The following is a 15,279-nucleotide window of genomic DNA, read 5'->3' on the forward strand; positions in this document are numbered from 1 at the left end:
AAAAAAAATACTCATTTATAGGTATTTGTTGCTGTTCGTCTAATAAATATTTTTACCTGTATTATTAACACAAACTATTATGAAGAAAAAACTAAACTCTATTCCTTTAATATTTTTAACCCTTGCAGTTATTTTTCTTACTGCTGCGAACCTGATTGCCCAGGATCCTGAACCACCTAAAAGCATGGATATTTATGGGTTTATTATGATGGATGCAGGTTACAACGCTAACCAGATTCACCCCGATTGGTTTGATGTGGTGCGTCCAACCAAATTACCAACTTATGAAAATGAGTATGGCACAGATGGAAATTTCTTTTTTAGTGTGCGCCAAACCCGTTTGGGCTTTAAAAATTATTTCGAAACCTCAAAAGGAGTGTTAAAAACCCAGTTTGAATTCGAGATGTTTGGAACAGGCGTGGATGCAGGGCAGACTACTATTCGTTTGCGTCATGCCTATGCCGAACTGGGTAAAATAGGGGTAGGGCAGTATTGGAGCCCTTTTATGGATATCGATGTGTTCCCGAATACAGTGGAATATTGGGGACCAAATGGTATGGTTTTCTTCCGCAATGTTCAGTTTCGCTATATGCCCATACAGGGCGATACCCGCATGACAATAGCTCTGGAACGTCCGGGGGCCAGTGCCGACGGGGGTACTTTTGCTGAACGTTCAGAATTGCAAAACATTCGAGCAAGGTTTCCCTTACCCGATCTTTCTTTCGAATACCGTCAGGCAATCGATCCTGGTTATATTGAGCTGGCCGGTATTGTTCGGTCGATGCAGTGGGAAGACCTGGATACAATTGGTGTCGATTACAGCGGCGATGCAATTGGCTGGGGTCTCAATCTGAGCACAAATCTTAAAATTGGACAAAACAATGTATTTCGCGGACAAGTGGTTTATGGTGCCGGAATACAAAACTACATGAACGATGCCCCTGTAGATGTGGCAATTGAAGATAATAAAGGTGTTGCTATACCTATGTTAGGTGTGGTTGCTTTTATCGACCACAACTGGAATAAAAAATTCAGTTCTGCACTAGGCTGGTCAATGCTTGATATTGCAAATACCAATGGGCAGAATTATGATGCTTTTAGCCTAGGACATTATGCAGTGGGTAACCTTATGTACTATCCGGCTGAGAATGTAATGATGGGTGTTGAACTTCAATATGCTACTCGCGATAACTACAAGGATGATGCGACGAATCCTGCTTATTTGAAAAGTACAGATATATTCAAAGTTCAGTTCTCGTTCAAATACAATTTTGCACAGGCTTTTTATAAAAAGTAATGATTGAATGATTGAATGATAGAATGATTGAATGATAGAATGATAGAATGATAGAATGATAGAATGATTGAATGATGGAATGATGGAATGATGGAATGAATTTACAATTAATCCTAAATATGCATTCAATTCCTCTTTCTCAGATTCTCACATTGTCACATTCTAGTAATTTTAATTAAAAACCAAAACATCATATAAAATGAAAAAACTAGTGCTCAGCTCACTTCTATTAAGTATGCTCTTAATGCCCGCATTAACTTTTGCTCAGGCAGATAACCAATTAACCAAAGAAAAAATCCAGGCTGCCCTCGATGAGGCTTATGATAAATACAAAGATGTGAAAGAGGGCAAAAATGCCGATTACATTAAGGAACTTGCTACTGTCGACCCCAATATTTTTGGTATAGCACTGGTAACTGCCGACGGACAGGTATTTACCAAAGGCGATATTACTTCAATGGTTTCAATTCAGAGTGTATCGAAAGTGTTCACTTTGGCCCAGGTTATTGAGCAACAAGGCTTTCAGCTTGTTCAGGATAAAATTGGTGTGGATGCTACCGGCGAAGTGTTTAACTCAATAGTAGCTGTAGAACGCATGCGTGGCAAGGAAATCAACCCCCTTGTAAATCCTGGAGCTATTGCTTCAACCAGCCTTGTGAACGGTGCTGATTCTGCTGCAAAATGGAAAAGCATACTTGATTTCCATAGCGAATTTGCCGGTCGACCATTAGCCTTAAATATGCCGGTATACATCAGCGAGGCAGGCGATAACCTTCGTAACCAGGCTATTGCTCATTTGCTTTTAGCCTATGGCAGAATGTATTTCGATCCGGTACAGGCAACCGATATTTATACCAAACAATGTGCGATTAATGTAAGTGCGCAAGATTTGGCTACCATGGCTGCCACATTGGCAAACGGTGGTGTGAACCCTGTTACCAAGAAAAAAGTAGTTTCTCCCACTACTGTAATGTATACGCTTCCTGTAATGGCTACTGCAGGCCTTTATGACGATTCAGGAATCTGGTATTACAACTCAGGCTTACCTGCAAAAAGTGGTGTTGGCGGAGGTTTACTGGCAGTTTGCCCCGGTAAATTTGGTATTGCCGTGGTTTCTCCTCCCCTCGATGCCGCTGGTAACAGCGTAAAAGCACAATTGGTTATTAAATATGTGGTGGAAAAATTGGGTGTAAATCCATTTCTTATCCAGCCTAAATAATAGAGTTGAATTATTGTTAAGCTGAATGAGGTATTAAATACACCCGGCCAACTTTAATAAAGAAGTTTAAGCCAGCTGGTTCTTTTAACCAGCTGGTCTTCAATTTAATACAAATTCATGCCATGGGCCTTTTACTTACTATTTTCTTACTAAACAAGAACTATGAGACTTTACCCTAAAAGATTTATTAATCTCTTAATTCGTGCTTCGACAGTGATAGGTTTACTGGTAGTTTTTACAATTACCCTGCAGGCACAAATGAATGATAGGGATTCTGATACATCATATGCAAACATGGCTACTGGTGAATTCACACCTACAAAAGGCTTTCAGCTTGCAAAAACCGAGTATGCCAGTTTAAATTTAAGTATTTATGGTATGTCAAGGTACTTGAATCAGATGTCGCCAGATAGCACATGGGTTGATCATTTGGGAAATACAAAAGAATTTATAGGAAGAAACGATATATACTGGCATAGAGCCATGATATGGTTTAACGGTTTTGCCATTTCGCCCAAATTAACTTACCAAATTGCAGTTTGGACAGTTAGTACCACCCAACAAACACTGGTGTATGGTACATTTACATACCGATTTAATAAGTACATTGCGCTGGGTGCTGGTATGACCCCTAATGTTTGTATCCGGAGTGTTCAAGGAAACTTCCCGTTTTTTAGTGCAACAGACAGAACCATGGCCGAAGACGGGTTAAGGGGCGGATTTACAAATGGAGTTTTTGTAACCGGAGAAGCCTTGCCCGGCCTACGGTATACTGCGGTATTGGGTAATAACCTAAGTATTCTTGGAGTGAAGGCTGCAAATCTTAAACGACATTTTTCAAAAAGCATCTCAATTAATTGGATGCCTACTACTCATGAATTTGGACCCAGAGGTGGAAATGGAGACTTCGAAAACCACAATGAATTAGCAACTCGCTTTGGTGTTTCTTATTGCCATTACCGCGATAACAGATTTAACAATGAAGATAATCCCTCTCCTGATAATACCCAGGTACGTATGTCGGATGGCGGACTATTTTTTGAAACTGGTGCTCTTGCTCCGGGAGTTACAGTTATTGAAGCGAATTATGATCTTCTATCGGTTGATTTAGGATTTAAATACAAAGGTTTTGCGCTGCACTCTGAGTTTTATTATCGCACGCTTTCTAAATTTAATGCCGATGGTCCTGTACCCATTAATTTTATCAATGATAATGGATACAAGGTGGAGGCTTTGTATATGGCGGTTCCTAAAGTACTATGTGTTTATGGTGTCCATTCTATGATCCTTGACGAATTCAACAGGAAACCATATGAAGTAGGTGGTGGAGTCAACATCTACCCATTAAAAACCCGCAGCTGGAGATTAAATGCCCAAGTTATGCGTGTTTATAAATCTGCAGCCGGTGGAACATTTGGATTGTATACCACAGGACATACAGGTACAACCTTAACTATTGGTACCGATATTTTTCTTTAGTAGAAATTTTCACTTACAAGCTTAAATCGATGAATATGAAAATCAAAACCAGTAAGAAATTATTCTTCCTTTGGTTAGTTGTTTGCAGTATTTCAATGGCTGATGTGCTGGCACAAAATTCAAAAGAAGTTGAAGAACCCTCTTCATACCTCTTTCACGATGCCCATTTTCATCTTACCAACTATATACAGGAAGGCATCAGCATGCAGTTTTATGTCGATAGCATTATGGGCGATAAGGTAGGACGTTCAACTGTATTTGGTCTTCCGCTTCAGCAGCAATGGTCTTACAGGGTTACAGGTGAAAATGCCCCCACTTACTACCTCGACACCGATGCGCCGCTCTATTATTATTCGTTCTGCGATGCCCATATTGCCATGGAATATTTATCGCTGCCAAAGGAAAAACAAGAAAGGCTCGACCCCATGATTATTGGTTTTAATGTTACCGATATGTATGCTGTCGACCATATTAAACGGGTTTTAAAAACATTTCCGGGAGTGTTTACGGGTATCGGTGAATTTTCTATCCATAAAGAATTTGTTTCCGCTAAAGTTTCTGGTGATGTAGCCAGTCTTACCGATCCTGCCTTAGACCGTATTTTCGAGTTTTGTGCCGAGTCGGGTTTAATAGCTATTGTGCACAACGACATCGACAATCCTTTTCCAAAACCTGGCAAACCCAACTATCTGCATGGCATGCAGGACCTTATCAAAAAGCACCCAAACTCAACCATCATCTGGGCGCATGTAGGGGTAGGACGAATTGTGGCTCCGCTGAAAGATATGCTCACACCTTTTGAAGCCATGCTCTCCGATTCTGCTTACAACAACCTGTACATTGATATCTCATGGGACGAAACAGCAAAATATATCGTTGAAAGCGAAAAATCGCTGGAGAATGCCTCCTACCTTATTAATAAATACCCCGACAGGTTCCTGTTTGGTACCGACAATGTAGCTCCGACCAGCCAGGAAAAAAACCTTGGAGTGTATCAAATCTATGAGCCCCTGTGGAAGCTGCTTACACCGGAAGCTCGCGAAAAAATATTGTTTAAAAACTACGAACGTCTGTTTGATAAAGCCCGCGCTGATGTGAGGGCATGGGAAAAGGCTAATTTGAATTAGTATTGAATGGAATGTTTTATATCGGAAAATAGGGTATTTGCATTTTTTTTAATAGATACTTTTTGAAATGAATCCTCTTAACATTACAACCAAAATTGCTAAATCAGTTCTTATTTGTATCGCAATTTTATTTAGTAGTCTGGCTCTCGGTCAACAATACTCATCCGACAGTTGGTTGTCAAAACCCTATGGCACAATGACTGTTATACCTACAATTGGGCAAACAAGCTCAATGCTTATGACGACTTATTCATTATTTCCTAAATGGGAATTTACAATGGCATTCTGGATTTACGATCATGATAGAGATGTTAGCACTGACGACAGTTATACAACTTCGATTTATGCAAAGTACATGTTCTATCAGAATAAGGCTGAAACAGGAGGAAGCTCGGTTAAATTTGGCACCGGGTTGGATCCGGGAGTTTTAACTGAAGATGGAATTGATGCATTTCAAAGCTATTGGGTCAATTTTCCTACAACAATACCACTATTTAATAATAAATTGTCGTGGGATATTATGCCCGGAGTAAGCACAAATATACAAAATGGTAACGACTCAATTGCTACATCATTTACATATACCACACGGTTAGCCTGGTATTGCTTCGGCCCAAAATTAGCTATTGTTGGAGAAATTTTTGGCAGCGAAGGACAAACAATAAACAATCCCGATTATAGAATTGGTTTAAGGTGGGAACCAGGTCCGCATGCTGCCTTTGCGGTTACCTATAGTGAAGAGTTTGCCGGCAGCAGCGGCGCAGGTTTTGAGTTTGGTATTATGTTGTTTTCTCCCCCATTTGTGGGTTTGGGTAAAAATAGCAAGAAACAATTTACTGATTAAAATAGCACTATGTAGTTGGCTTTTGCTTATTTTGATTGTACTCGGGTTCAAATGTTTTTTTATCTCTATTTTTGCAGAGTTTGAAGATTAAATATTGTATTTCGTTTTAGTTTTTAAATTTGCCCAATGCATGAAATTAAGTTTCGTACTGACAGTTTTTGTTTTTTTATTATTAATGGTGTTTAAGTTAAAGCCAGTTGTATATCTTTGTTGTGTAGCAGTTTTTCAGCTATAGTTATCAATTGATAGAAGTGATTTTTGAATATGGATATTTTTACTTTTTAGCAGTTTCGAAAGTTACTTTTCAAACGGGTTTGGATTCTAAAAAATCAACATAAATAACAACAACTCTAATAAAACGAAGAATGAAAAAACTAAGTTATCTTTTTCTGGCGCTTATCCTGCTGCCCTTGCTGGCTAAATCGCAGGAAGTGCAGATTATCCCCTTCGGCAGCTACCAGTGGGGCGGTAAAATTTACATTTATGGTGGCGATATCAAGATTGACGACAGCAAGAACTATGGTATTGCAATGAACGTATTGATTCCGGGAGGCAGGGCTCTTCATCTCGAATACATGCAGCAACCTACAACCCTCGAATTGCGCTCTATCGATTACACGAATGATGGTTACGAGGAATACCCGGTTAATATGAACTGGTTTCAGATTGGTGCCATGCAGCACGTAATGGCCGGAAACGTAATGCCCTATGCCGGATTAACCCTGGGCGCTCTTTATTCCAATCCTCGCACAAGTGAAATAGAAGATGTTTGGGTTTTTTCCTGGACATTGCAAGTAGGGTTAAAATACTACTTTAACGAAAAGATAGGTATACGTATCCATGGAGGTATGCTTGTTCCAGTGCAATACGGAGGATTTGGCCTTTATTTTGGCTCAGGTGGTGCCAGTGCAGGTGTAACTACCAGCTCAACCATTTTACAAGGCGAAATTGGTGCAGGCCTTGTTTTCAGACTTAATACCACCACAGGTGCTAAAAGTGCTACTCCTCCTGCGTTTTAATTTAATAATGTAACAATTAAAAACCATATAGAATGAAAAAGATTCTTCCCATTTCTTCCTTAGCAGTTTTGCTTACCCTTATGGTAGGCTGCTATCCGGGTGGACCGGAATATTATTCCGACCTGGACATCGTGATTACCGATTACAAAGCCGAGTATTGGAGTTCAAGTGAGCCAGCAACCTATTATATGCCCGACTCATTGAATTGGATATTTGATAAAATAGATGAGGATAACAACATTGACCTGCCTCGTGGTTCCGATGCCTTTATTCTTGGTCTGGTTGCAAGTAACATGGCATCAGCCGGGTACCTAAGAGTAGACACTTTCAATATCAATAACCCAACAGATGTTGTAGTTTTTGTTCAGGCACTGGCAATCGATAATACATACGTAGGCTGGTATCCCGGATATCCCTATTGGGGCTACGGTGGTTATTGGGGTGGTTATTATCCTTACTATGGTTATCCAGTAACCTATTCTTATTCTACAGGCACGGTGTTGATAGAAATGGTAGATGGGCCCACTATTGATATTGAAAAAGGACTTTTACCAATAGTATGGCTTGCCGGAATCGATGGTCTTTTAAGAGAAAGTACTGCCAGTAATCAGGAATATATTGCCAAAGGTATCAACCAGGCCTTCAAACAATCACCTTATTTAAAAAACTAATGCTATGAAAGCGAATAAACTATATATTTTACTTGCTATTCTGATGTTTGCCGGTTCAGTATCTCTATTTGCCCAGACCGGCCGCTTTGGAATGACATATAACACTGGCCTTTCTCTGGGCGAATCGGCCGAAATTGCCAAACAATTCAGCTGGCGGGGTGCCGGCATGGAAGGCCGCTGGGATGTGGGCAGCGATTTTTACCTCGGCTTTAGCAGCTCCTGGAGTACTTTCTACGAAAGCCGCAGCGGCACTTTTACCAAAGATACCCGCACTTTTACAGGCACTCAGTATCGCTATCTGAACGTATTGCCACAAATGTTTACAGCCTACAAGCATTTCGAATCATCTGGTACGGTAACTCCCTATATTGGAACAGGTATTGGCGCTACCTATGCAATACAGGAAGTTCAAATGGGACTCTGGCTTGTCGATGAGTATAACTGGCACTTCGGTCTTGCACCTGAAGTAGGTATTCTTTTAAACGGATACTCGACTACCTCTTTCATGCTAAGCGTTCGATACAATTATGCTTTCGAGGTGAGCGATGCCCCTGCAGTTTCGTACCTGAATTTTAATATTGGCTTCTTGTTTTAATTCTGATTTTAAACCTCATAATACACAAATAAATCTAAACAATTAAAAAATGAAAAAAAGTTTTATTGTACTATTCAGTTTTTGCGCAATGGCATTTTCAGCCAACAGCCAAACAACCAACGACTACCTCGAAATGACCCGCGAAGTGATGCAGGTAGAGGCCAAAGCTGCTATTGCAGAAGTAATGCAACTTACCGAGGCCGAAAGTCAGCCTTTTTGGAATTTGTATAACGAGTATACTGCGGAGCTTTATAAAGTGAATAATATGCTTATTGCTGTGGTAAAAGACTATGCAGCCAATTATGAAAATATGACCGATGAAAAGGCCGATGAGCTTTGGCTTCAATCAATGAAATACAAAGGAGAGATATTGAGTTTGAAAAAGTCTTATTACAACAAATTCAAAAAAATTCTACCTACTGCAAAAGCCGTAAGGTTTTTCCAGGCAGATAATAAAATCGAAGCGCTTATCAATGCCCAATTGGCACTTGAAATACCCATGATTGAAACCAAATAGTTTCTTTCTGTAAAGGATAATAATACTGCTAATAGTGGTTAAGACCAGGATTTTCTAAAAGGAAATCCTGGTTTTTTTGTTAAGAATGCTTCTTGAAAAAAAAAGCGAAAAATATTCACTCCCAAACAGGTTAATGCTTTGGTAGACTTTTTTGATCCTCCCTTCTAAAGTGGTTCTGATTGGACAAAAACACTATTCCTTTGCCAATTGCTTTAACCTTCCCTGGTAAGACTGCCAGTAATTCCTTTTGGTACTGTCATCGAGAAAAGATAAAAAAACCAAATTTTCTACCGATTGAGAGTTCGACAGCATTTCTTTTAAGATGTTGTTAAAAAAACTGTTATCTATTTCTGCTTTTTCTGAAAGCGTATCCCTACTACCAAGTAGGTCATGGTTAGATGTTGCAGATAAGTTTACTTTGTGTTAGCTTGGGTAACTACAGCTTAAAATTTTGCGGCAACAAATCGGTTAGTTGGTTTACTTTATAGTTGGGTATAACTTCCAATACTTTTCTTAGCCATTCAAAAGGGTTTATATTGTTCTTTTTACAGGTGCCGAAGAAAGAATAGAACATGGCAGCCCTTTCAGCTCCTCTTTCGGAACCGGCAAACAGGTAATTCTTTCTGCCAAGGGCTATTGGTCGAATAGCATTTTCAGCCAGGTTATTGTCTATTTCCAATGAACCGTCATTTAAGTATGCCAATAAATTATCCCAACGAGGTATGCAATATGCCAGTGCTTTGCCTAAGGCCGATTTTGGCAATTCGGTTTTATATGTTTCAACTATCCACTTGCCCAATTCGTTGAGTATGGGCAGCGACTGGTCAAGCCTGAGTTCATGCCTTTGCTGCTGGGTAAGGTTTTCATCTCTGGCTTTTTGTTCTATGGTATAAAGTTTTTGGAACATGTCCATTGCATATTCAGCCTTGGGTTTATCATAATCCAATGCTTTTTCGAACCCACGCCGGGCATGCGCCATGCAATTTAGCAGGGTAATATGTTCTTTCTTCCCGAAAATGTCATATACGTTATAGCCATCGGTTTGCAAATAACCTTTGAAGTTTTTCAGGAGCCTTGTTGGTCCTTCCCGGGAGCGCCCATTGTTATAGTCGAAGAATACAGTCTTTTCAAGCGGGCTGTAATATATCCAGTGGTAACCACGGTGTGTTTTCCCCTTTTTCGTTTTATCTAATACCTGAATAGGGGTTTCATCGACCTGTAAGTAGCCTTGCGAGAGCACCCTGTGTTTTAAGGTATCATAAAGTGGTTCCAGTAAATTACATATCGATTCCTGCCAGCCATTAAGGGTCGAGGATGGCATGTGAATGCCTTCTCTTTTAAACCGTTCTATTTGCCTGTAAATAGGCAGGTGGTCTACAAACTTATCAACCATGATCTGTGCCAGTAAACCAGGGCCTGCTATGCCTTTTTCGATAGGAAAGGTTGGCAGGTCGGCTATAATGCCTACATGGTTTAAAGCAGTTTCATCGGTTGGCTTTATGTATCTTGGACGGATAAACCGTTTGATGTACAGTTTGGCCGGGACAAGTTCCAGTTGGTCGGTTACCTCTTTGCCAATGCACTTTAACCCTGTTGTATCTTCTTTAGGCTCTATAACTATCTCTTCAACTGGTAAATGTGATGGCAGGGGCAACCTTCCCGGATGTTCCCTGTGGGTATTTTTCGACCGTACATAACTGATAACCTCCTGCTCTTTTTCAGGGGCTTCTTCCACTTTCACATCAAAGGGCAAGGTAAGTTGGGCTTCGTCGGCGTTGCGGATGAACCTTTCTCTCTTTGCCCCGAAAAGCAAGCGGTTCATCTGATCAATCTGGAACTGCATTTGGCTGATTTGTGACTCCAAATGGTTTATCTGAGATTCTTGTTTTTTGTTTATCTCAACAAGCTCTTGAAAGCTTATATTTTCGGGTGTCAAAGTCATGCCCCAAAAGTATGCAAATAGCTTTGCAGTAAAGGTTTTTGCCCACCTTTGTTATTCACTATGTTTCAAGGCTTTGTTAATAAATATCAGGAAACCAGGCTTGGCTGGTATTGCTTTCTTCGTTGGATGTTTTTTATACTTAACCCATCCACTATCATTACCATTTGGGTATAGCCTATGGTTATGCTGCCAACGTTGGCATCGTAGCTTGGAAGTTCGAATGTGCCTTTCTCAAGCCTTTTGTAATAAAGTGTAAAACTAATGCCCTGCCAGTGCAATAGCTTTATCTTATTTCGCTGCTTATTGATGAATATAAAAACATCCCCACTACATGGGTTGTTTTCCAGGTTGTTTTGCACCAGTCCGGCCAGGCCATCAAAACTCTTGCGCATATCGGCCGGCTGGCTGAACAGGTGGAACTTATTGGTGGATGAGAGGGTAAACATTTGCTTATAGCTTTATTAGTCCCCGTAATTGCTCGATGCTCGTAGTGGTAGGGCAATTTACAACAACCCCATTTGGATAGCTTATAGATATCATCCCGGTATTGGATTCCGGCAGGTGGGTAGTGATAGTTTGAGGTATATGTACAGGTATAAATGACTTTGTTGATCCTGGTTTTTTACCATGTCTATCCTTCTGGTATTTATTAAACCAGTACTTGAAGGTACTATAGGAAAGATGGTTTTGATTACAATAGTTTTTCTGCGATATCCCGCTTTCTTTCCATAGCTCTATTGCCATGTACATCTCTTCCTGTGTATACTTCTGGTTCTTTCTCATGCCCCAAAAGTATACCCTGGCTATATATTTTTATATACCTACTTGGTAGTAGGGATACCTGAAAGCACTTCAAATTGGTGTTTAATCTTTCCCTGTGCCAGATTTCTTGGTAAAAGGCCATCGTCTAATGCAAAATCCTTGTCTTCTATGTGAATCCGGCTGTTTAGCAAATCATAAGCAGGGCTTAGCCTAAAATCTCCCATAGGCATTTCTGTTAATGAGAAGTTTTTAAAATGCGCATCACCATTTGAGAAGAGGTAATTGAACATCAGTATTTTCAATAGTTTAAGAGATTCTAACCGATAAGCTGGCACCAGCTTTTTTAACAGTTGAAACATCTCCAGATAGTTACCTGAATATTTATAATGCTCTCCGTATGTTTGGGGTGTCCTGCCTGCTAATGATGCGAAGTCTTCCTGGGCGAGTTTTTTTCCATCAGCAATCACATCAAAGCGCTTGGTAATATATGCCGGAGCTCCATTTTTAAAAAAAATCAATGCGTTTTCAGCAGTCTCAAGGCCATACACCTGCCTTGCTATTTGCATGGTAAGATGTTCATTTGCTGGCATCTGATCAGGCTTCTTGCCAGTGCTGGGAATAGGTTTTAATATATACATACCTTGTTCGCCTTCATTGATAAGTCTAAGCTTATTCTTTTCAAGTAAAACTGAAAATTTTTCCTGAACACCTGAAATAGACATGCGCTTTCTATTCTCTTCAAACAGCTCATCTGTTTCGGTATTTGAAGCAGGCGATTCATAAGGTAGGACATGATTCACTTTTTTCCCTTGGAATACTCTGTTTAGGCATGTTTTGCTATAAGTATTATACCCTTCAGCCAGGGTGCCAGGACAGTTTTTTATTTCTGGAAGGCTCATATTTCATCAATTTTTAATACTCTTACTGCTCCAATTGTATCATTTTGTGCGATTGTGACCAGTAAGCCATAGTAATCATTCGGATCAACTCTATCATGCTTGCATATCACCTGCTTGTTTGACCCTTCTGGTAGCATATTGTAGAAGAATGAGAATAAATATTCCGAATGATACTCTTGCTTGGTTTTAGGTAACGTTAGACTAATTCCTGGTTTATTTTTGTCTGTCAGCCAGGATTCATGATAACGAAACGTAAAGGAACCATCATCATGCTGGGTTAATATCCCTGCTTCTGAGTTTTTATAAAGTATCTTTGCTTGTCTCATTTGATCTCAGTTGTTTTATAGTTAATTCAAGTTCCAAGCCCAATGTATCTGCCAATTTTGTAACTGTTTGCAAAGTGGGATTGCCCTTTCCGCTTTCAAATTGCTTTAAGGTTCTTAATCCAACTCCGGATAGTTTCGCTAAATTTTCCTGATTCACTTTCAGAACTTCCCTACGTTCCTTAATCGTGTTTATTATCTTTTCGAAGTGCATTTTATGGCTCTTTTGTATGTAAAATTATAAGAAAATAGTCATTATTCAAATAAAAGTGCAGTAAAATGCACTTTGCGTATTCATTCATAAAAAAAATATCAATAGACATTCGAAAAGTGCTTTAAAGTGCACTTTGACCTAATGCGGCTTGACACTCAAATTAAGCTAAGAGAACCTCCTTTTAGTTCAATTTACTTCTTTCGATTATGTTTATTGCAATTAACAGATTGGAGAATATATACAGTTCTTATTCTTGCAACAGATTCAAACTGATTGCAAGTCTTGCCATAAAATCAAGTTAATTCAGTTGCTGGTGTGATACGCTAGCTCCCATCCCGATGCACATCGGGATCGGGACGCCACACCCTGGATGAAATTATTTCTAGACTTTATATGAAAGAAAAAAGGATGCCCATTTTTTGGACATCCTCTTTATTTTGGTCGGGGTGATCACGCTCTGGCGTGACGACCATCACGCCCTCGGCGTGATACGCTATCCAACTTCACCAACCGCCGATATTCATTTTTAGGTTCGCTTTTTCCTGGACGACCGTCACACCTTATGCGTACTACCCTAGCCAACTGAAACTCCTAAATCGTTCAGAAATCTTTCTGCGCCGCGCTTTTTGATTTGTTTTTCAAGTTTCATTGCCTCAGCTCTGGACTCCAAGGGTATAGAATAAATTAAGATCCAAGGAATTCCCGACTTTGTAAATGGTGTTTTTCCGCGGTTATGTTCTTCCATTCGCCTTTCAAGGTTATCAGTTTGGCCGGTATAGAATTTGTTTAATGTTTTACTGCGAAGAATATAGACAGTAACCATAGGATTGATTAAATATAAAAGAGGGGTAAATTTTATTATACCCCTCTTTCTTTAGTGGTCGGGGTGATCCGACTCGAACGGACGACCACTAGCACCCCATGCTAGTACGCTAGCCAACTGCGCCACACCCCGATATTTCATTTTAGGTTCGCCAAGTTGGTTGACGACCATCACGCCTATGGCGTGATACGCTAGCTCCCATCCCGATGTACATCGGGATCAGGACGCCACACCCCGATTTTTTTACCTCTTATGGCTATTATAACAAGCTTTCGAAGGTGGGTGCAAAAATAGGTATTTTTTTCTATCTACAAAGCTCGTTTTCCTAAAAAGTCAAGGAACAAATACAGTATATTCTTTATGCCTTTTATCTGCCAATTATTCTTTAAATTAATAGGCGCTCTGCCAACATTTCACTTTTTACCTTGTTTCTGATAGAAATACAAAACTGGATTGAAATTTGTAAATGCTTCGGCACAAAATAAATAACTATAAAGCATTATTCTTATGAGTTTTTTTAAAACACTCGACACTTCAGATAATTCTTCTTCTGAAAAAACTACCCACGGAGAGGTTGAACATGTTAAATGCCTTATTATTGGCTCCGGTCCTGCCGGTTACACTGCTGCTATTTATGCAGCCCGCGCTAACCTAAGCCCTGTAATGTACGAGGGCCTTCAACCGGGTGGTCAGCTTACTACTACCAACGATGTAGAAAATTTCCCCGGGTATCCCGAAGGAATTACCGGTCCGGCCATGATGGAAGACCTGAAAAAGCAGGCACAACGCTTTGGAACAGATTGCAGATGGGGTATTGTAACCCATGTTGATTTTTCGGGTCCGGTTCACAAAGTTACCGTCGACGAGAAAAAACAAATCGAAGCCGATACCGTAATAATAGCCACTGGTGCTACAGCCAAATACCTTGGAATCGAATCGGAGCAAAAGTATATGGGTTCTGGTGTGTCTGCTTGTGCTACGTGTGATGGATTCTTTTACCGTGGAAAGGATGTAGCCGTGGTAGGAGGGGGTGATACAGCTGCCGAAGAAGCTACCTATCTGGCTGGTTTGTGCAACAAAGTATACCTTATTGTGCGACGGAACGAACTAAGGGCCTCGAAAGTGATGCAAAAAAGGGTGCAGGAGAACCCTAAAATTGAGATTCTTTGGGAACACCAAACAAAGAGCTTATTTGGAGAAGGTGTCGTGCAAGGAGCTCACCTTGTGTATAAAAAAGGCACACCTGAGGAAAAGGATGTAGATATTAAGATCGACGGGTTCTTTCTTGCCATCGGCCACACCCCAAACTCGGCACCATTCAGTAAGTATCTGAAAGTAGATGAAACCGGTTACATTCAAACCATTCCAGGCACTTCAAAAACCAATGTGCCAGGTGTATTTGCCTGCGGCGATGTGCAGGATCATGTATACCGTCAGGCTATTACAGCCGCTGGTTCTGGTTGCATGGCAGCCATCGATGCTGAGCGCTACCTCTCAGAAAAGGAATAAAAGCCTGCTTTAAAATAGAAACCGCCGGACCAATCATAC

General features: G+C 40.3%; 17 protein-coding genes and 1 tRNA gene. 10 read left to right on the top strand and 8 right to left on the bottom strand.

Annotation, left to right across the window (positions count from 1 at the left end):
* The first annotated feature begins 79 nt into the window (after positions 1-79).
* The 9 genes from IPM71_13155 (at position 80) to IPM71_13195 (ending at position 8,768) form a co-directional block, all read left to right on the top strand.
* Entirely contained in the window at positions 80-1,297 is a 1,218-nt protein-coding gene (locus IPM71_13155) for a porin (protein ID QQS50519.1), read from the top strand.
* A gap of 199 nt (positions 1,298-1,496) precedes the next feature.
* A complete protein-coding gene (glsA, locus tag IPM71_13160) occupies positions 1,497-2,516 on the top strand; it encodes a glutaminase A (GenBank protein ID QQS50520.1) in 1,020 nt (339 codons plus the stop codon).
* Between the two features lie 162 nt (positions 2,517-2,678).
* On the top strand, positions 2,679-3,995 hold the full coding sequence (locus tag IPM71_13165) for a hypothetical protein (GenBank protein ID QQS50521.1): 1,317 nt from the start codon (positions 2,679-2,681) through the stop codon (positions 3,993-3,995).
* Positions 3,996-4,030: 35 nt separating this feature from the next.
* Complete coding sequence (locus tag IPM71_13170; GenBank protein QQS50522.1) at positions 4,031-5,122, top strand: amidohydrolase family protein; 1,092 nt, start codon at positions 4,031-4,033, stop codon at positions 5,120-5,122.
* A gap of 67 nt (positions 5,123-5,189) precedes the next feature.
* The gene (locus IPM71_13175) at positions 5,190-5,966 is read left to right on the top strand and encodes a hypothetical protein (GenBank protein QQS50523.1); all 777 of its coding nucleotides are present in this window, start codon (positions 5,190-5,192) and stop codon (positions 5,964-5,966) included.
* A gap of 365 nt (positions 5,967-6,331) precedes the next feature.
* Positions 6,332-6,985: a hypothetical protein gene (locus IPM71_13180; GenBank protein QQS50524.1), complete on the top strand. Its 654-nt coding sequence runs from the start codon at positions 6,332-6,334 to the stop codon at positions 6,983-6,985.
* Positions 6,986-7,017: 32 nt separating this feature from the next.
* Positions 7,018-7,656 carry a DUF4136 domain-containing protein gene (locus tag IPM71_13185; GenBank protein QQS50525.1) on the top strand — a complete coding sequence of 213 codons (639 nt, stop codon included), beginning with the start codon at positions 7,018-7,020 and terminating at the stop codon, positions 7,654-7,656.
* Positions 7,657-7,660: 4 nt separating this feature from the next.
* On the top strand, positions 7,661-8,251 hold the full coding sequence (locus IPM71_13190; protein QQS50526.1) for a hypothetical protein: 591 nt from the start codon (positions 7,661-7,663) through the stop codon (positions 8,249-8,251).
* A 49-nt stretch (positions 8,252-8,300) separates the two neighbouring features.
* On the top strand, positions 8,301-8,768 hold the full coding sequence (locus tag IPM71_13195) for a hypothetical protein (GenBank protein ID QQS50527.1): 468 nt from the start codon (positions 8,301-8,303) through the stop codon (positions 8,766-8,768).
* A 436-nt stretch (positions 8,769-9,204) separates the two neighbouring features.
* Here the strand turns inward: IPM71_13195 and IPM71_13200 are convergent, their stop codons facing one another.
* The 8 genes from IPM71_13200 to IPM71_13235 all read right to left on the bottom strand — a co-directional run bounded on the left by IPM71_13200 (position 9,205) and on the right by IPM71_13235 (position 13,863).
* Positions 9,205-10,710, bottom strand: a complete 1,506-nt coding sequence (locus IPM71_13200; GenBank protein ID QQS50528.1) for an IS66 family transposase — start codon at positions 10,708-10,710, stop codon at positions 9,205-9,207.
* An 86-nt stretch (positions 10,711-10,796) separates the two neighbouring features.
* Positions 10,797-11,156: an IS66 family insertion sequence element accessory protein TnpB gene (gene tnpB / locus IPM71_13205; GenBank protein ID QQS50529.1), complete on the bottom strand. Its 360-nt coding sequence runs from the start codon at positions 11,154-11,156 to the stop codon at positions 10,797-10,799.
* A gap of 4 nt (positions 11,157-11,160) precedes the next feature.
* The gene (locus tag IPM71_13210) at positions 11,161-11,493 is read right to left on the bottom strand and encodes a hypothetical protein (protein QQS50530.1); all 333 of its coding nucleotides are present in this window, start codon (positions 11,491-11,493) and stop codon (positions 11,161-11,163) included.
* A 38-nt stretch (positions 11,494-11,531) separates the two neighbouring features.
* Positions 11,532-12,371 (bottom strand): HipA domain-containing protein, encoded by an 840-nt coding sequence (locus tag IPM71_13215; GenBank protein ID QQS50531.1) that lies wholly within the window; start codon positions 12,369-12,371, stop codon positions 11,532-11,534.
* Positions 12,368-12,697, bottom strand: a complete 330-nt coding sequence (locus IPM71_13220; protein ID QQS50532.1) for a HipA N-terminal domain-containing protein — start codon at positions 12,695-12,697, stop codon at positions 12,368-12,370. The genes IPM71_13215 and IPM71_13220 overlap by 4 nt, the downstream gene beginning before the upstream one ends.
* Positions 12,672-12,908, bottom strand: a complete 237-nt coding sequence (locus IPM71_13225) for a helix-turn-helix domain-containing protein (GenBank protein ID QQS50533.1) — start codon at positions 12,906-12,908, stop codon at positions 12,672-12,674. The genes IPM71_13220 and IPM71_13225 overlap by 26 nt, the downstream gene beginning before the upstream one ends.
* A 574-nt stretch (positions 12,909-13,482) precedes the next feature.
* Positions 13,483-13,731, bottom strand: coding sequence for a GIY-YIG nuclease family protein (locus tag IPM71_13230; GenBank protein QQS50534.1), 249 nt, complete (start codon positions 13,729-13,731; stop codon positions 13,483-13,485).
* Between the two features lie 55 nt (positions 13,732-13,786).
* A tRNA-Pro gene (locus IPM71_13235) sits at positions 13,787-13,863 on the bottom strand.
* 375 nt (positions 13,864-14,238) lie between these two features.
* On the opposite strand from IPM71_13235, the gene trxB reads away from it, so the two are divergent.
* Complete coding sequence (gene trxB / locus IPM71_13240) at positions 14,239-15,240, top strand: thioredoxin-disulfide reductase (protein QQS50535.1); 1,002 nt, start codon at positions 14,239-14,241, stop codon at positions 15,238-15,240.
* Positions 15,241-15,279: the final 39 nt, after the last annotated feature.

The sequence above is a fragment of the Bacteroidota bacterium genome (assembly GCA_016699695.1).
Classification (GTDB): Bacteria; Bacteroidota; Bacteroidia; order Bacteroidales; family UBA10428; genus UBA10428.